The 17,252-nt window shown below is 64.8% G+C and carries 18 protein-coding genes; 5 read left to right on the forward strand and 13 right to left on the reverse strand.

The features are described 5' to 3' along the window. The first annotated feature begins 89 nt into the window (after window positions 1-89). A complete protein-coding gene (locus ACIQXM_RS14780; RefSeq protein ID WP_400932799.1) occupies window positions 90-1,106 on the forward strand; it encodes a LacI family DNA-binding transcriptional regulator in 1,017 nt (338 codons plus the stop codon). A 29-nt stretch (window positions 1,107-1,135) separates the two neighbouring features. On the opposite strand, the gene crcB is transcribed toward ACIQXM_RS14780, so the two are convergent. The 6 genes from crcB to ACIQXM_RS14810 all read right to left on the reverse strand — a co-directional run bounded on the left by crcB (window position 1,136) and on the right by ACIQXM_RS14810 (window position 8,361). Beyond that, window positions 1,136-1,513 (reverse strand): fluoride efflux transporter CrcB, encoded by a 378-nt coding sequence (gene crcB, locus ACIQXM_RS14785; protein ID WP_400932801.1) that lies wholly within the window; start codon window positions 1,511-1,513, stop codon window positions 1,136-1,138. Then, on the reverse strand, window positions 1,510-1,968 hold the full coding sequence (locus ACIQXM_RS14790) for a fluoride efflux transporter FluC (RefSeq protein ID WP_400932803.1): 459 nt from the start codon (window positions 1,966-1,968) through the stop codon (window positions 1,510-1,512). Before ACIQXM_RS14790 ends, crcB begins: the two co-directional genes overlap by 4 nt. Window positions 1,969-2,163: 195 nt before the next feature. Continuing rightward, complete coding sequence (locus ACIQXM_RS14795) at window positions 2,164-5,745, reverse strand: S41 family peptidase (RefSeq protein ID WP_400932805.1); 3,582 nt, start codon at window positions 5,743-5,745, stop codon at window positions 2,164-2,166. 35 nt (window positions 5,746-5,780) lie between these two features. Beyond that, window positions 5,781-6,326 (reverse strand): GNAT family N-acetyltransferase, encoded by a 546-nt coding sequence (locus ACIQXM_RS14800; protein ID WP_400932807.1) that lies wholly within the window; start codon window positions 6,324-6,326, stop codon window positions 5,781-5,783. Between the two features lie 27 nt (window positions 6,327-6,353). Continuing rightward, the gene (locus ACIQXM_RS14805) at window positions 6,354-6,710 is read right to left on the reverse strand and encodes a cytoplasmic protein (RefSeq protein ID WP_400932808.1); all 357 of its coding nucleotides are present in this window, start codon (window positions 6,708-6,710) and stop codon (window positions 6,354-6,356) included. Between the two features lie 52 nt (window positions 6,711-6,762). After that, the gene (locus ACIQXM_RS14810) at window positions 6,763-8,361 is read right to left on the reverse strand and encodes a serine/threonine protein kinase (RefSeq protein WP_400932810.1); all 1,599 of its coding nucleotides are present in this window, start codon (window positions 8,359-8,361) and stop codon (window positions 6,763-6,765) included. Window positions 8,362-8,495: 134 nt separating this feature from the next. On the opposite strand from ACIQXM_RS14810, the gene lipB reads away from it, so the two are divergent. The 3 genes from lipB (at window position 8,496) to ACIQXM_RS14825 (ending at window position 11,117) form a co-directional block, all read left to right on the forward strand. Beyond that, a complete protein-coding gene (lipB, locus tag ACIQXM_RS14815; protein ID WP_400932812.1) occupies window positions 8,496-9,218 on the forward strand; it encodes a lipoyl(octanoyl) transferase LipB in 723 nt (240 codons plus the stop codon). Then, a complete protein-coding gene (gene lipA, locus ACIQXM_RS14820) occupies window positions 9,215-10,219 on the forward strand; it encodes a lipoyl synthase (protein ID WP_400932814.1) in 1,005 nt (334 codons plus the stop codon). Before lipB ends, lipA begins: the two co-directional genes overlap by 4 nt. A 145-nt stretch (window positions 10,220-10,364) precedes the next feature. Continuing rightward, the gene (locus tag ACIQXM_RS14825; protein ID WP_400932815.1) at window positions 10,365-11,117 is read left to right on the forward strand and encodes a DUF4191 domain-containing protein; all 753 of its coding nucleotides are present in this window, start codon (window positions 10,365-10,367) and stop codon (window positions 11,115-11,117) included. A 108-nt stretch (window positions 11,118-11,225) separates the two neighbouring features. On the opposite strand, the gene ACIQXM_RS14830 is transcribed toward ACIQXM_RS14825, so the two are convergent. Further along, on the reverse strand, window positions 11,226-11,666 hold the full coding sequence (locus ACIQXM_RS14830) for an RDD family protein (RefSeq protein WP_400932817.1): 441 nt from the start codon (window positions 11,664-11,666) through the stop codon (window positions 11,226-11,228). Between the two features lie 249 nt (window positions 11,667-11,915). On the opposite strand from ACIQXM_RS14830, the gene glnA reads away from it, so the two are divergent. Next, on the forward strand, window positions 11,916-13,340 hold the full coding sequence (gene glnA / locus ACIQXM_RS14835) for a type I glutamate--ammonia ligase (protein WP_400932819.1): 1,425 nt from the start codon (window positions 11,916-11,918) through the stop codon (window positions 13,338-13,340). A gap of 102 nt (window positions 13,341-13,442) precedes the next feature. On the opposite strand, the gene ACIQXM_RS14840 is transcribed toward glnA, so the two are convergent. The 6 genes from ACIQXM_RS14840 to ACIQXM_RS14865 all read right to left on the reverse strand — a co-directional run bounded on the left by ACIQXM_RS14840 (window position 13,443) and on the right by ACIQXM_RS14865 (window position 16,908). Continuing rightward, window positions 13,443-14,207, reverse strand: a complete 765-nt coding sequence (locus ACIQXM_RS14840; protein ID WP_400932821.1) for an ABC transporter permease — start codon at window positions 14,205-14,207, stop codon at window positions 13,443-13,445. Continuing rightward, window positions 14,204-15,031, reverse strand: a complete 828-nt coding sequence (locus tag ACIQXM_RS14845) for an ABC transporter ATP-binding protein (RefSeq protein ID WP_400932823.1) — start codon at window positions 15,029-15,031, stop codon at window positions 14,204-14,206. The genes ACIQXM_RS14840 and ACIQXM_RS14845 overlap by 4 nt, the downstream gene beginning before the upstream one ends. A gap of 25 nt (window positions 15,032-15,056) precedes the next feature. Next, complete coding sequence (locus ACIQXM_RS14850) at window positions 15,057-15,419, reverse strand: DUF1048 domain-containing protein (protein ID WP_400932825.1); 363 nt, start codon at window positions 15,417-15,419, stop codon at window positions 15,057-15,059. Between the two features lie 2 nt (window positions 15,420-15,421). Next, window positions 15,422-15,772, reverse strand: a complete 351-nt coding sequence (locus tag ACIQXM_RS14855) for a PadR family transcriptional regulator (protein WP_400932827.1) — start codon at window positions 15,770-15,772, stop codon at window positions 15,422-15,424. Window positions 15,773-15,965: 193 nt separating this feature from the next. Then, on the reverse strand, window positions 15,966-16,610 hold the full coding sequence (locus ACIQXM_RS14860; protein WP_400932829.1) for a DUF2510 domain-containing protein: 645 nt from the start codon (window positions 16,608-16,610) through the stop codon (window positions 15,966-15,968). Between the two features lie 118 nt (window positions 16,611-16,728). Continuing rightward, the gene (locus ACIQXM_RS14865; RefSeq protein ID WP_400932831.1) at window positions 16,729-16,908 is read right to left on the reverse strand and encodes a hypothetical protein; all 180 of its coding nucleotides are present in this window, start codon (window positions 16,906-16,908) and stop codon (window positions 16,729-16,731) included. Window positions 16,909-17,252: the final 344 nt, after the last annotated feature.

Raw genomic sequence — 17,252 nt, forward strand, 5'->3', positions numbered from 1 at the left:
TTGCGTCGAAAGCACTTAGTGTGGTGTGAGCCTAGCAGTGGCACGGTGAAACGCAAGTGTTTTCCGCAACAAATACAGATTGGACCCCCATGGCCGACTCAGGTCGCAAGGTCAAACTCACTGAATTGGCCGATGAGGCCGGAGTTTCACTCTCCACGGTTTCGAAAGTCCTCAATGGGCGGTCAGATGTATCCGCCCCGACACGGGCGAAAATCGAAGAGCTCCTCGGCAAGCACGGATACCAACGCCGCCCGGGCCTGACCAACAGAGACACCTTGATCGAGCTCGTTTTCCCCGAACTCGAGAGAGCCTGGGCCATGGAGATTATCCGTGGAGTCGAAAATGTCGCCAGTGCCAACGATTTGAGCGTCGTACTGACCGAATCGGGTGACCGCCACTCCCCCTCCCCCGCCTGGATCACCGGGGTTCTCCGCCGGCGCCCGGTGGGGGTGGTGCTCGTCTTCGCCGGTCTCGCGGCGGAAGCGAAGGCGGCCCTCCAATCCCGCGCCATTCCGTTCGTGGTCATCGACCCGGCCGGCGATCCGGCCCCCGACGTCCCCGCGGTCGGGTCGGCGAACTGGTCCGGCGGCCTCGTTGCCACTCGCCATCTCATCGAACTGGGACACACCCGGATTGCCGCGATCACCGGCCGGGACGACATGATGTGCTCCTTCGCCCGCGTCGACGGATACCGATCCGCCATGAACTCGGCCGGTATCAAGATCGATGAACGCTTCGTTCGATTCGGCAACTTCCGGGTCGACGGGGGCCGCAGCATCGCGCTCGAACTCCTGACGCTGCCCGACCGCCCCACCGCGATCTTCGCGGGAAGCGATCTTCAGGCGCTAGGCGTCATCGAGGCTGCCAGAACCCTTGGGCTGCGGGTGCCCGCTGATTTGTCCATCGTCGGTTACGACGATCTGCAGCTTGCCCAGTGGTCCAGTCCTGCACTCACAACTGTGCATCAGCCGCTCACGGAGATGGCCGAGGAAGCGGCGCGGCTCGTGATCCGCATGAGTGAGAGCACCCTCGAAACCATCCCCCGGATGGACCTCGCAACGCGGCTCGTCATCCGTGACAGTACGGCCGCGCCGGCTGCGGGCTGACGGTGCCGAACCTGCGGCCGGCACGCTCTTTACAGCTCCGCGCCGGCCCAAAGACCGATCACAGCAGCGGCTACGGAAAGCACGAGTATGACAATACCGCTGACGAATGACGCACCGTAGCGGCCCTTTTTCATCAGCTGCACCGTCTCGTAGCTCGCCGTGCTGAAGGTCGTATAACCGCCGAGGAACCCGGTGCCGATCACGATGCTGGCATCGGTTGACACCAGGTGCTCGATGGTGAGGCCGGTCAGAAAGCCCAGCACGAGGGAGCCGGAGACGTTGATGATCGTCGTCGCCCACGCGAAACGTGTCTTGGAGTGCGCTCGGATGAATCCGTCCAACATGAACCGCACCACGGCGCCCACACCGCCGGCCAGGGCGAGCAGCAGGAAAATTCCGGGTGTCATGTCGCGTCCTCCTGCTGGTCTTTGCGCTGCCCTGTGCTGCGGTCGTTGACCGCAGTCGCAATGGCGATGCCTGCCCAGGTGGCGCAGGCGCCCACGATCACTGTTGCGAGGGCGTAAATTACCGCGGAGCCCGGCAGCCCGTCGCGGAAGAGCACCGCGGTGTCGGTGGCCAGGGAACTGTAGGTAGTAAAGCCGCCGCAGAATCCCGTGCCCAGAAGCAGCTTGAGGTTGGCGCCCGTGGGACGCGCGCTGTCCAGACGGGTGACGGCTTCGTAGAGGTAGCCGAGCAGGAACGCGCCAACCACGTTGATGATGGGGATGGCGACCGGCACCTGGCCGAGGTTGGGGATAACGAGCGAAAGGCCCTCGCGGCTGGCGGCACCGAATCCGCCGCCCACAAAGACGAGTGCGATAGCTGCCCAGCGCAGGTATGACGGGCGGGTGCCGGTACTCATTCTTGTTCCTTGCTCCGAGGCTGCGCGGGGTCAGGAAAAAACGCCGACGGCGACGGGGTGCTTTGGTGGGGAATCGGGAGACGTACCCATCTGCTTGACTTTACCGGCGCCGCCAACGCCCTACAACGCTGGCAAAGCCATCCGGCGCTCTTGAGCGGCAGACGCCCGATCGCGTCTGCCGCCGGCTCCCGGGAACTAGGAAATGTCCGGGCCCCACCCGGAGGCCGCAATTGGTCCGGGGACCGTCCCCTCATCCAATATCACCGGCCCCAGTTCCGCCTGCGGACGCGGCGGAAGCGGAGCAGGCTGAAGGGACCGGTAGCCCGCAAAGGCCGGAGGCTGGTCGGTGGGCAGTTCTGAGAGCATTTCTCGCAGGATTCCCACGCCGTGCTCCAGCTGCGGGTCTTCCCCCGCCACATAAGCCTGCGGCGGGAATGCCACCTCGATATCCGGATCCACCCCGCGGTTCTCCACGCCCCACCCCACGCCGCCGGTGAACCAGTAGGCAAACCGCGGCTGGTTCACCACGGTGCCGTCCACCAGGCCAAAGCGGCCGTCAATGCCTACGACGCCGCCCCAGGTGCGGGTGCCCACCACCGGACCGATGCTGCGCAGCTTCGCGGTTTGGGTGATGATGTCTCCGTCTGAACCGGCGAATTCATCCGCCAGGATCACCACGGGCCCGCGCGGGGCATGGGCCGGATAGGTGGAGGGCTGGCCGCCGCGGGGGTTAGCCCACGCCGTGACCTTCCGGCCGATCAGTTCCGCCACCAGCTGGGAGGTATGTCCTCCGCGGTTGCGCCGGATATCCACCACCAGGGCCTGCAGGGATGCTTCCTGATCCAGGTCCCGGTGCAGCTGCGACCAGCCGTTGGCCACCATGTCGGGAATATGCAGGTAACCGAAGGCGCCGCCGGACGCTTCACGGACCATGCGGCGGTTCGCATGCACCCAGTTCTGGTAGCGGAGCCGCTCCTCGCTGCGCAGGGGAACGACGGCAATGCGGCGCTGCGCGGGCGGGGCGCCGTCGTTTGCGGAGACGATGGTCAGCTCCACCGTGCGTCCGGCTGCACCCGCCAGCAGCGGGGCGGGGCCTTCGCCCGGCGGCACCGGAACGCCGTCGACCGCGGCGATGATGTCCCCGGGATGAACGTCTGCGCCGGGCGCGCTCAGCGGCGAGGTGGCCTGCGGGTCGGAAGACTCCGCGCCGAGGATACGCACCACTTCCCACCCGCGGACTCCCGGCCGCAGGTCTGCCCCGAGGAATCCCTGGCCCCCTGATCCCTGTTCCGTGACGGGCGCTGGAGTGACATAGGCGTGGGACGTGCCCAGCTCGCCGTGCATCTCCCACAGCAGGTCCACCAGGTCATCGTGGCTGCCGAGATTCTGCACCAGCGGACGGTACCGGTCGTGCACGCCCTTCCAGTCCAGGCCGCCCATGTCCGGAGCCCAGAAGAAATCCCGCTGCAGGCGCCAGGCCTCGTCGAAGGCCTGGCCCCAGACCTTGACCGGATCAACCCGGACGCGGATACGGTCCAGATCAACGCGGATGCTCTCGGCGGAGTCCTCTTCCACCTTGGAGCCTGCCGGGACCACCCGGACACCGCCGTCGTGACGCACCACCACCTTGGTGCCGTCGCCGCTGACCTCGAAACTATCCAGGGCCGGCACCAGGACGGCAGTTTCCTTCTTCGCCAGGTCAAAGCGTTCCAGCCGGGATGCCGGTTCGCGGTCTGCAGCAGTGGCCCTCCCGTCGCCGGTCACTCCAAATATGTCCGTGGCCTGCCAGAGCAGGGCACCTTCAGCGGCACGGAGCCTGTCATAACGCCCCTGCGGGACGGGAACGGCAATAATGCGGTCCCCTATCCGCTCTGCGTCCACCCTTACGGCCGGCACCTTGGCCGTGGAGGAGTCCGCCTTCGATGCGGTGTCCTCCGCCGCCGGGTTCGTGGCGTCCGGCAACCCGCCGCCGGAAACCGACGGGCCGAACGGCGAGGGCGTCCCGGCAGCAAGCGCCACCAGGAAGGGCTTGGTGGAGGACGGGAAGCTCAGGTCGAACCGGTGGGTGTCATACACCGGATCAAAGCTGCGTTCGGAGAGGAATGCCAGGTATCGGCCGTCCGTGGTGAAGGACGGATCGTGGTCGGTGAACCGGCCGTCGGTCACGTCCAGCACCGGTGCTGCGGCGTCCAGTACGGAGCGCAGGCGGATCTTGGTGCGGCCCTCGGCGCTGACGGGCTCAGCCCAGGCGAGCCACTGGGAGTCAGGCGAGAAGGCCAGCTGGTCAACCGCTCCATACTGGGAGGCAGCTACCGGGACGAGCTGCGCCGCAGCAACATCAAGCACAAAGACTTCACCGTACTCGGTCGCCACGCCCACGTGCCGGCCGTCCGGGCCGGGCACCAGCTGGCTGACCCGGGTTGGACGCTCGAAGCCAACGCGGACGGTGCCTGCCCCCGTTGTCTTTCGCGGGTCATCCAACGCCTCCTGATGCTGTTCGGCGTCCGGATTCCCGGGGCCGGCGCCGCGCTGCTCCCGGACGTTCGATCCGGCCGCCCCGGCCGCGGGCACCGGGCTGGGCAGGACAAAGCCGGTGCCTTCGCCGGTGGCCTCCGGGCGGTGTGCCGCGGCGGGCCTGTCCAGGGCCAGGTTCCCCATCGATTCTGCGGCCGCGGCACCGGCGTCGATATCAGCGAAGACGTCCTTGAGGTAAAGGGCTTCTTCGCCGCCGTCGTCGGCCACAAACACTGCCCGGGAATTCCCCAGCGGCCGGCCCAGGCGGGCGCGTACGGCTGAGTCCGCTCGAATAACACGGGAAGGCCCGTCACGGTGCGTCAGCCAGTGCAGGGTGCCGTGGGATTCAACGATGCTGGCCGCACCCGTGGCTTCGGGAACAACCTCTGCAAGGTGCTTTGATACGTCCAGCGGCCGCGGTCGGCGGGCACTGCCTGCCGAGCCAAGGACTATTTCCACCGGCTGGGCGTGCGCATCCAGCGACGTCAGGAGCCAAAGCTGTCCGGCGGACTCAAAGACGATGCGCGTCCCGTCGGAGGAAGGATGCCGCACGTAAAAGCCGTCGAAATCGGTATGCCGGCGCAGGTCGGTGCCGCGGGGCGTGACCGAGTAGAGGTTGCCGTACCCCTCATGATCGGAGAGAAAGACGATGCGGCCGTCAATCCACATCGGGTCCGAAAGATTGCCGTCGAGTTCGGGAACCAGGCGTTCGAATTCCCCGAGGCCGTCCGAATCGATCCACAGTTTCCCTGCCGTACCCCCGCGGTAACGCTTCCACCAGGCCTGCTCACGGGTCAGCATGCTGCCAATGACCACCGGGCGCTCGTCTCCGACGGCGGGCCCTTCAGCGATCGTTTCCACCGGCCCGAAGGGGAGCTTTGTGGGGGCCGAACCGTCCAGCGGCACACTGAAAGCCCAGCGCAGCCGATTGTCCTCCTGCTCCACCGAGGTAGTGGCAATGATCTGGCCCGCCGAATTGAAGCCCTTCAGACGGGTGCTCTGGCTGCCCCAAAAGGTCAGCTGCCGGAAGTTTCCGCCCTCCGCATCCGCCGTGACGATTTCCGGAGCCCCGCCCTGGACCACCTGCCAGGCCAGGGCGGTGCCGTCCGGGGAGAACTTCGGACTGCGCGCGGGCAATGCCATTGCCGAAACGCGCCAGGCGCGGCCGCCGGTGGCCGGAGCCATCCAGACGTCGTCTTCGGCCACGAAGGTGAGAAGGTCGCCGTGCAGGTCGGGATAACGGAGGTAGGCAGTTGGGCTCATGGTGCGATCCTATCTTTCAGGAACGTCCCGGCCGCTCAGGGACAGGCCGGCCTTTCTGTGCTGAAGAGTTCACAGACGGCGTTGTAGTACCGGTCCGAGGTTCCCTGATGATGCAGGCCGACTTTCTCGCACACCCGCCGGGAAGCTCCGTTGGCAGGATTGATGACGGCCACCACCTTCGGCAGGCCCCGGGCCAGTGCATGGTCCAAAACAGCAGCTGCGGCCTCCGGCGCGTATCCCTTTCCCCAGCTGTCCGGGTGGAAGTGCCAGCCAATTTCGATGTCCCCGGACGGCTTTCGTTCGGGCCCGGACGCCGGAATGGGCTTCAACAGCAGCGTCCCGGCAAGGTGCTCCGAACCAGCGGCGTCCATGACCTGGACGGCCCAGACGCCGCAGGTGCCGTCATCCAACCTGTTCCAGGCGGCGATCAAGGCCAGCGCTTCGGCGGAATCCTTCATCAGTTTCGGGGAAACGCCCAGGAACTGCTGAACTTCCCGGCGCGAGTACAGGTCGAGGACGAACGCGGCGTCGTCGTCGGTATAGGGGCGAAGGAGCAGCCGGGGAGTTTCCAGGGTCAACATCTCCCAAACCTAGCCGAATCGCACCCTTTACCGGTCGGGAAGACCCGGACCCAGGACACCGCCCTCCCGTGCGGCGGCTGCCGGGCCCGGCTCCTTGAGCTCCACAAAGAACGCATGGGTATCGGTGTCCCCGATGTTCTCCCCGTAGTGTTCCTGGGCCGGCAGCCACCTGGCGCTGCCGGCCGGCAGTTCCACCTCCATTGAACCGGTACCGGAGCTGAGGCGCCGCCGGAAAGTGCTGGCAGTAATCATGACGCTGTCCGGGTGGATGTGCATGGTGCTGCGATGACCGGGCTTGTCCCGATATTCGAGCACGCGCACCCGGTCATTTTCGAACACCACGGTGTAGTGATCCGGATTGGTCTGGACTGGATCCTCACTCATGTTCAAAAGCTTAGGACTGGCCCCGAACCAGGGCCAGAGGAATCCGGTTGCCTCAGGCAGCCGGTGCCAGGACGTCCTCAATGCGCCACCCGTCCGGACTCGGCAGCAGCACCAGCACCACGTCCTGAGCGGGCACCGCAGCCACGTTCCGCACCACGCCGCCTCCGGCGTCCCGTTCCTCGTAGGCGGATGTGGAAACTCCTGCCCGAACGCTGATCCGCCCTTCCGGACCCGGGCGGAGCGGCTCGGCGGAGACGATCTCCACCCCGAGACCAGCGAGTACGGTGCCTGATGCCTTGAGTTTGCCGATCTCCTCCTGATCCGTTTCCATGGCCGGCGAGCGCGGTGCGTTGACGTTGTTGAGCTGCTCCCGGTCGGCAGCGCTGAAGGCCCGTGCCCGCAGTTCCGCGAGTGCCCGAGCGGCCTGCACCGGGTCTTCACCGCGCACCATCTGCCGCAGGTCCAGGTCGTGCGTGAGTGCCAAAGACACAGGCCCCGGCTGCGGCGCGGAGTTCCCTGGCCCGTGGCCAGGGCCGCGGTCTGGTTCCGGGTCCGGCGCGGGTGCCGGCAGGATGTCCGATTCACGATTCCCGGATGCTCTGCTCTCCCCCTCTGTCTTTTCCTGTGCCGAAGCAGACTCCCTGTCCCCGCCCTGCAGGAGCTCCGGTGCTGCTACGGCCACAGCTCCCAGCGCCATGGTGGCCGCCACGAGGACCCCTGCTCCTGCCAGCACCAGCGGGCCGGGCCGCCGGGAACCTCTCGGTTCTTCCGGGTCCGGTTGTTCGCGCCGCAATCTCACGGGCTGCTTCCACACCCTGCCCGCTGCCTGATTGGCGTGCCGGCGGGCGCGCCGTGTCTGCGGCTCGGGAAACGCGGCCGCTGCCTCGGACAATGCCAGGTCCAACGGCTGCGCGGCGGCCGCGGCATAAACCATGCGGGAAAACTCGGCGGCATCCGGGCGGAGTCCCGGGTTTTCCTGCAGACCGGCATCAACCGCCTCGGCGAGCGCGCCCGGAACTCCCGGCACCAGCGCAGCCAACGGCAGGCGCCGCTCTGCCGGAGGCAGCGCCCGTCCCGTCAGGGCCAGCCATCCCGCAGCTGCCAAGGCAAAGATGTCCTCTTCCGGGGCTGCAGATACTCCCGCACCTGTCCCAAACAGCCGAGCCGTGCCCAGATCCGCAAGCAGCGGCTTGCCGTTTGCAGTGAAGAGGATATTGCCCGGGGACACGTCCGAGTGGGACACGTTCAGGCCGTGCAGATAATCGAGTGCGGATGCTATGCCTACCAGCACGGTGACAGCCTCCCCCGGAGACAGGGCCCCCCGCGCACCGGACAGACGGGCGAAGGAGCCCCCAGCCGCCCGCTCCATCAACAGCCCGGGCCCCTGGTCCGTTTCCAGCACGGTGTGCAGGCGCAGCAGGTTCACATGTTCATACCGGGTCAGGATGTTCAGCTCACGCCGGGTTTCAAAGGTGGTACCCGGCCCTCCGGCTGCCCCTTCCGGAATCTTCAGCGCAAAGCGGGTACCGTCCCCCTCCCGCTGGATCAGCCACACCGCAGCCGTACGCCCCGATCCCAGGAACCCGACCACCTGATAACCCTGCTCAATTACCGGCAGGGCAGAGATTCCGGCCGTTCCGTTATTGTCCATGGACTCAGTTCTAGCCCCATTGCTGCTGTCTGCCGGGTTATCCACAGGCCTTTTCCGGCAGTGCTCAGAGCCACAGAAACAGTGTGACCAAGGCCATAGTCGGAACTTCGGCTGCGGCAGTCTAGGCTGTCCCCATGGCTTTGGAGTTCCTGCGCATCGGTCTTGCCCCGGATTATGTGGATTATCTGGACGGCTGGGACCGGCAACGCGCCCTGCATGAAAATGTCCTCACCGGTACGGCACCGGACACGGTGCTTCTGCTGGAGCATTCTCCGGTGTACACGGCAGGCAAGCGCACCGAAGAGCATGAGCGCCCCTTCGACGGCACCCCGGTGGTGTCCGTGGACCGCGGCGGCAAGCTGACCTGGCACGGTCCGGGGCAGCTGGTCGGTTATCCGATCCTTCGCCTGCCGGACCCCAGCAAGATCGCTGAGTACGTCTCCACACTCGAAGACGTGCTGATTGCGGTCCTTGCCGACTTCGGCATTACCGGCGAGCGCGTTGCCGGCCGGTCCGGGGTATGGATTAGGGGCGGCGGTCCGGACCGCAAGATTGCAGCCATCGGCATCCGCGTCAACCAGGGCGTCACCATGCACGGATTCTCCCTGAACTGCAGCAATGACCTCGCGCCATACAGCCAAATCATTGCCTGCGGGATCACCGACGCCGGCACCACCTCAATCTCGGCCGAGACCGGCCGCACCGTCACACCGGCCGATCTGGTGGACCGGGTGGAAGAGGAACTCTTCCGCCGCCGGGAACACCTTGTCCGCGAACACCCTGTTCGGGCCACGGACACCCCCTCACCGGAAACCGGCGCCACCGCAGCCGGACGGTCGAAAGGAGCACTCCTATGACTCTTGCCCCTGAAGGACGCCGCCTGCTGCGCATCGAACAGCGCAATGTGGCCGTACCCGTGGAACGCAAGCCGGAATGGATCAAGGCCAAGGTGGCCATTGGTCCCGAGTACGTGCAGCTCAAGGGAGAGGTCAAAAAAGAGGGCCTGCACACCGTCTGCGAGGAGGCAGGCTGCCCCAACATTTTTGAATGCTGGGAAGACAGGGAGGCCACGTTCCTCATCGGCGGCTCCGAGTGCACCCGCCGCTGTGACTTCTGCCAGATCGACACCGGAAAGCCCTCCGCCGTAGACCTCTTCGAACCGGTCAAGGTGGCCCGTTCGGTCCAGAAGATGAACCTTCGCTACGCCACCGTCACCGGCGTGGCCCGCGACGACCTGGCAGATGAGGGCGTGTGGCTCTACGCCGAGACCATCCGCAAGATCCACGAACTGAACCCGGGCACCGGCGTCGAAATCCTGATCCCCGACTTTTCCGGCAAGCCCGAGCACATCGAAGCAATCTGTGCTGCCCGCCCCGAGGTGTTTGCCCACAATGTGGAAACCGTACCCCGGCTGTTCAAGCGCATTCGCCCGGCCTTCCGCTACGAACGCTCCCTGGACGTCATCACCCAGGGCCAGAAACTGGGCATGGTCACCAAATCCAACCTCATCCTGGGCATGGGGGAAACGCGTGAGGAAATTTCCGGTGCACTGCGGGACCTGCGCGATGCCGGCTGCGACCTCATCACGATCACCCAGTACCTGCGTCCCAGTGAGCGGCACCTGCCCGTGGACCGGTGGGTGAAGCCGCAGGAATTCGTGGAACTGAGCGACGAGGCCACCGCACTGGGCTTCCTGGGAGTGATGAGCGGACCGCTCGTGCGCTCGTCCTACCGGGCCGGACGGCTGTGGGCCGGAGCCATGCGCAAGAAGGGCCTGGAACTGCCTCCGCTGCTGGCGCACATCGAGGATTCAGGCTCAACACTGCAGGAGGCTTCCTCCATTCTTGCCCGCGGCTGATGTTCCCCGCCGCGGGCTGAGGTACCGCACCTGGGCGGGTGTACGCCTGACGCGAACCTGTTTCGCGAAAGACCGCGGAATTCCGGGTTTTCCCGTGCGGTGGACGGACAAACCCGCGGCGGCTATCACGTAGAATTGAACCATTATGGCCAACAGCACAGATTCCGACGCATCCAAGAGCGCCCGCCGCGGCTTTCTCTCCCGCAAGCCCAAAGCGGAAAAGAAGAAAAAGGGCCCGGGCCGCATGAAGCAGATCGCCGACGTCTTCAAGATGACGCGGCGCAACGATCCCAACCTGGTGTGGGTGATGGCAGGCACGTTCCTGGGCATCGTCGCCGTCGCACTGTTGATCGGCCTGCTGATCGACAACTGGATCACGATGCTCATTATCGGAATCCCGCTGGGCGTGCTGGCGGCCGTCTTCGTGCTGTCCCGCCGCGCCGAACGCGCCGCCTTCACACAGATCGAGGGCCAGCCCGGTGCTTCCGGTGCCGCGCTGAGCATCCTGCGCCGGGGCTGGATCCTCGAAGAGCAGCCCGTTGCCGTGAACCCGCGCAGCCAGGAAGCAGTGTTCCGTGCCATCGGGCGCCCAGGCATCGTCCTGGTCACCGAGGGTGCCCCCGGACGTGCCAAGGCACTGGCCGACGGCGAACGCCGGCGCATGAACCGCATTGCCCCGAACGTACCCGTGCACGTCATCCAGACCGGCCGCGGCGAGAACCTGACACCCCTTTCACAGGTGGCGAAGAAAGCCAAGAAGCTGCCCAAGGCCCTGACCAAGCAGGAAGTCCAGGCCGTCAACAAGCGCCTGGCCGCTCTCGGTACGCGCCTTCCGATCCCCAAGGGCATTGACCCGTACAAGGCACGTCCGGACCGCAAGGCCTCCCGCGGACGGTAGCCTCAGTCTCAACGGACACGCGCTGTCCAACGCATGAAGGGTCCCTCCATATGGAGGGACCCTTCATGGCTTAACCAGCGGACAGCCGGTGTTGAGTGTTTGATGATGCTAGTGCTTGACCTTCACCAGGACGGTGCCCATGGCGCGGTCATGCAGCCCGCGCTGGTCTTCGTCGAAAACGACGGCGGGAATCACCACGCACAGCAGCAGCGTGCGGACGACGGCTGCCAGCGGGCCTGCGGGGCTGCCGTCCAGCTTTTGGACCTGCAGGCTGAAGGCCCGGTGGCCAATGCCGTAACCCAGCAGGGAAACGAGCACAATCTGCTCAACGGCGAAAACGGCAAGGACGGCAGCAGATGAACCGTCAAAAAACGCGTAGCCAATCACTGAGGCAATGGCCCAGTCAATAATGATGGCGCCGAGGCGCGGACCTACTCGTCCTATGCTGCCGGGACCCGTTTTGGGCCGGCCCAGGCGCTTGCCCGGCCAGGAATTCTCGTCGGAGGGAGGGCCTTCCAGCCACGAACCTAAGCTTCTTCTGTCAACCACCGTTTAAGACTACCCGGCTTCCGGAATGCCTCCGCCTGGGCCGGCAATGCCCCTCTGTGGCGGTGTTCACGCTAGGGTAGAGGAGAGACTTCGGGTTGCGTAACTTGCCTGAAACACGGCCGACACGGATGAGAAATTAGCTGGCCCTACAGTTCTAAGGAGTTGACGGGGAGCTGTTTCCGGCTCTGCGGCCGGGGCTGTGCAGTCCGGAGTCATCCAATCAAATCGTGTATAAGGAGCAAAGTACCGATGTTCAAAACTGCGGACGAAGTCCTCAAGTTCATCGCTGACGAAGATGTGAAGTTCGTCGACATCCGATTCACCGACGTTCCCGGAGTGCAGCAGCACTTCAACGTGCCGGCCAAAACCGTAGATGCCGATTTCTTCGTCAACGGTCAACTGTTCGACGGATCATCCATCCGCGGCTTCCAGGGCATCGCCGAATCGGACATGCAGCTGATCCCTGACGTCACCACGGCGTTCATCGACCCCTTCCGCATCGAGAAGACGCTGGCTCTGAACTTCTCCATCGTGAACCCGCGCACCGGCGAGCCCTACCACCGCGATCCCCGCGGCGTGGCCGAACGTGCAGAAGCCTACTTGGCTTCCACCGGCATCGCAGACACAGCCTTCTTTGGTTCAGAGGCTGAGTTCTACATCTTTGACAACGTCCAGTACGAGTCCTTCCCCAAGGGCAGCTTCTACAAGGTGGACTCGATCGAAGCCCCGTGGAACAGCGGCCGCGAAGAAGAGGGCGGAAACCTCGGCAACAAGACCCCTTACAAGGGCGGCTACTTCCCCGTGGCACCGGTGGACAAGCAGGCTGACCTGCGGGACGCCATCAGCGTGGAACTGGACAATGCGGGCCTCGAGGTCGAACGCGCCCACCATGAGGTGGGCGGTGCCGGCCAGGCCGAGATCAACTACAAGTTCACCACGCTGACCCACGCTGCGGATGACCTGCAGAAGTTCAAGTACATCGTGAAGAACGTGGCCGACGCCTGGGGCAAGTCCGCGACCTTCATGCCGAAGCCGATTTTCGGCGACAACGGGTCGGGCATGCACTGCCACCAGTCCCTGTGGAACGGCTCCACCCCCCTGTTCTATGACGAGAAGGGCTACGCCGGCCTGTCCGACGTCGCACGCTGGTACATTGGCGGCCTGCTCAAGCACGCCTCCGCCGTCCTGGCCTTTACCAACCCGACGGTCAACTCCTACCGCCGCCTGGTCAAGGGCTTTGAAGCTCCCGTGAACATGGTCTACTCGCAGGGCAACCGTTCGGCTGCCATCCGCATCCCGATCACCGGTTCCAACCCGAAGGCCAAGCGCCTCGAGTTCCGTGCCCCTGACCCCTCCTCCAACCCGTACCTGGCCTTCGCCGCCCAGCTGATGGCCGGCCTGGACGGCATCAAGAACCGCATTGAGCCGGCGGACCCGATCGATAAGGACCTCTACGAGCTGCCGCCCGAAGAGGCCAAGGATATTCAGAAGGCTCCGGGCTCCCTCGAGGAAGCGCTGGTTGCCCTGGAGAATGACAACGAATTCCTGCAGGCCGGCGGCGTGTTCACCCAGGACATGATCGACAGCTGGATCGAGTACAAGCGCGAATACGAAATCCTGCCCCTGGCAATGCGCCCGAACCCCTATGAGTTCGAGCTCTACTACGGCTGCTAAGCCCTAGTTCCGGAAGCGGGATTTCCCGCAGACGAGCAGAAGAGCCCGCATACCCCGCCTTCGGACAGGGTATGCGGGCTCTTGCGTTCCGGCGGCATGGCCTTAGCGAAATTTGCTGCGGTATTTCGTGATCCCCAGGAGGTAGCTCAGGATGAGAATGCCCAGAAGCCATGCGAGGGCAACCCAGATTCCGGTGCCCACCGGTTCCTGCGCGAGCAGGGCCCGGATGGTGTTCACCACTGCGGTAACCGGCTGATTCTCGGCAAACCACGCAACCGGCCCCGGCATCGTGCCGGTGGGGACAAATGCGGAGCTGACGAACGGCAGGAAGATCAACGGGTAGCTGAACGCGCTCGCTCCGTCGATGGTCTTCGCCGAAAGACCGGCGAACACCGCAATCCAGGTGAGCGTGAGGATGAACAGGACCAGGACCCCTGCCACGGCAAGCCACGCCGCTGCGGAGGCGCCCGTCCGGAATCCCATCATCAGCGCAACCCCGACGACGACGGCGAGGGAGATCAGGTTCGCCGCCAGCGACGTCAGTACATGGGCCCAAAGCACGCTCAACCTGGCGATGGGCATGGAGGTGAACCGCTCAAAAATTCCGCTCTGCACGTCCAGAAAAAGCCGGTACGCAGTGTAGGCCACTCCGGATGCGATGGTGATCAGCAGGATCCCGGGCAGCATGTAGCTCAGGTAAGGCTCATCGGAACCGGTGGTGATGGCTCCCCCGAAGACGTAGACAAACAGCAGCAGGAGCGCGATCGGAGTCAGCACCGTGGTGACGATCGTGTCGGGGCTGCGCAGGACGTGGCGCAGCGACCGTCCGGTCAATGCCCGGGTGTTGCTCACCGCATGGGTGCTCATGCCGGTTCCTCCCCGACGGGCGCGGAGCTTTCAGCATCCGGGCCCTTCCCCGGATCTCCGGTGCCGCCGATGAACACCCGGTAAATGTCCTCGAGGGTGGCCTGCTTCTCTGCGTACTCGGCCCTGGCCGGCGGGAGCAGTGCCCGCAGCTCGGCAAGACTGCCCTGCCGGATGATGACGCCCTCGTGAAGGATCGCAATCTGATCGGCCAGCTGTTCAGCCTCTTCGAGGTACTGTGTCGTCAGCAGCACCGTGATGCCGCCGTCTGCGAGGGCCCGGACGGTTTCCCAGACTTCGGTGCGTGCCTGCAGGTCGAGGCCGGTTGTCGGCTCGTCCAGGAAGACCACCGGCGGGCTGCCGATCAGGCTCATCGCGATATCCAGCCGGCGGCGCATTCCGCCGGAGTAGGTGGCGGCCGGCCGGTCGCCTGCCTCGGTGAGCGAGAACCTGGCAAGCAGCCGGCCGGCGGTGCCCTTGGGGTCACTTTCCCCTCGCAGCCTGGCGATCAGGACCAAATTCTCACGGCCGGTGAGCACATCATCGATGGCCGTGAACTGGCCCGTGAGGCTGATGGAGCGCCTCACCCCGCCCGGATCGGTGCCGACGTCGCAGCCGTCCACCTCTGCGCTGCCGGCATCGGGCTGCAGGGTTGTTGCCAGGATACGTACCAGCGTCGTCTTGCCTGCCCCGTTGGACCCGAGCAGCGCAAGGACAGTCCCGGCAGCCACATCCAGGTCAACGCCCTGCAGGACCCGCAGGCCCTTGAAGGATTTTTCGAGGCCGCGGACCCGGATGGCGGGGCCCGCAGTTGGGTTTGCAGTCATGGTCCCCTGCTCCAATCACGGGCGCCTACGCGTCCGAGGCGGCTTCCCTGATGGTGTCATTGAGGCGGCGGCGTTCCTTGTTGATCCATTGGCCGTCGGTGTAGTTCTGGAGGAAGGCCTCGGCAAACTCCACCGGGTCTTCTCCGACGACGGCACGGATGGGCGTAGCGTCAGCAGCTGCCCGTTCAAACAGGTCCGCGAGGTCCTCCAGCATTTGCACGAGCACGTCGCCCTTGGCGATGGCACCGGCGTACATCAGGTACCGCTCCAGCGCGTCGACGGCGGTGCGGTAGTTGGGAGGCAGCTGTTCCTTCCGTGCCTTGTACTGCCGCCACCGCTTCTTGTCTTCGAATGAGCCGGTCACCTGTTCAATCCATCTTGCAGCCATGGCTATGTTCCTTCTTCCTGCCCGAGGTCCGCCTGCCGGCGGATCACTTCAATCCGGTCTGCCAGGAAACTCCAGGACCCCCAGAAATCCTCAAGATACTTCCGGCCCGGGGCGTTGAGTGAGTAGACCTTGCGGGGCGGGCCCTTTTCCGAAGGAACCTTCTGAACATCGACGAGGCCGCGCCGTTCGATCCGAACCAGCAGCGCATAGACGGTGCCCTCAACAATGTCGCTGAAACCCTGCTCCCGCAGCCTGGCCGTGATCTCGTAGCCGTACGCCGGGCGCACAGCCAGCAGGGAAAGAATAATGCCCTCCAAGGTCCCCTTGAGCATCTCGGTCATCTGCCTGCCCATCAACACACCCCTCTACTTGGTGCTACTACCTACCAGTACATAGTAACGCTGAATAGCTGCGGGTCAAAGGGTTTGGGGTTCAGGACAGGGATTCGCGCATCGGACGCACGGCGTTGCTGCCAGCTTCGGCAATAATCTTGTCCGGCAGTTGATTGTCCGGCAGATAATTCTCCGGCAGCTGCCTTGCCTGTAGTTAGTAGTAGTAAGGGCCGGAAAAAATCACAATGATCAGCAGCAGCGACAGCAGCGAGAAAATGATACCCAGAACGAGGCCGATGATGCCGAAGACCTTGTACCTGGGCGCACGGCCTTTTTGCTTGGCCAGCCCAACGGCGGAGAACACTACAGCGGCCAGGCAGACGGCCGTGCCGAAAAGGGGAATATAGAAAAGAAATATGCTGACAAGCCCGAGGACGAATCCGGTCAGGGCGAGGGGGTTGGTTCGCAGCATCCGGTTGCCGGGGAAGCCCGGATATCCCGGGTAGGACGGATACGCAGGCGCTGACCCAGGGTATCCCTGCGCATAACCCTGGTTACTGTACGGGCCCTGCTGGTACCCCGGGTAGCCCTGTGCATTGCCCGGCCAGGGCGTGGAACCGTCCTCCCGGCCGGTGGAATCAGCGCTGGCGGCCGGGGCAAGCGGCACCTGGCCGTGAACATCATCAACGTCAGTTCCGGATGAATCCGGAATGGAGCTCCCCGCTGACTGCCCGGCTGGTTCAGCCGGTACTTGTTCTGCCAACGGCAGCGTGTAATTCGTCCACGCGCTGCCGTCCCACCACTTCTGCTGGTTTGGTTGAACCGGATCCTGATACCAGCCGGGCAGTGGCGTTGTCATGGGAGTCTCCAGGTGAGGAAGCCGGCGTTTGCCGGCGAGCTAACGGACAGGTGGTTGAACCAAACGTATCCGATGCAGCGCAAAAGCCGGGTCCTCCGTGCACAGCTGCTGCTGCGGGTCAGGGAACGAACTGTGTGCTGACGGAGGTATCGGCACGGGAGTTGTCCAGCATGCTGATCTCCGCAGCTGACACACCTCCGGCAATAAGGGCACAGCCGATTGCTATGGCTGTCACGTGCATGGATACGGCTGACCCTGTTCTGCGCCGGGACTTGGCGGCACGCTTCAACATAGACACTTCTCCAATCAATTGGTGGCGGCATCCCCGGTCAGCGGCGAAGGCACGCGGACATGGCGGCTCTGCGCCGGAATGGGAATGCGGTTCCTGCTCCTGCCGGGAAGGCAGTGCGGCTGCTGCAGTGCAGTCTTTGACGTGCAGCGCAACCGCTGCAGTGCAGGGGCGGCTTGTGGTCGGCTTGGACCGACACGCCGTACTTCCTGCTTCATTAACTGTAGGTGCCTCCGGCCGCGACCTCAACGTGGGTTTGCTCACCCGCAGCCGGACCGGCACGGCATTAAAAGAGAAACGACGACGGCGGCCCTCACCCGGAGGGTGTCGGCCGCCGTAGGTGGGGGTTCGGT

Origin of the sequence: Arthrobacter sp. NPDC097144, from assembly GCF_044762205.1 — a bacterium.
Classification (GTDB): Bacteria; Actinomycetota; Actinomycetes; order Actinomycetales; family Micrococcaceae; genus Arthrobacter_B.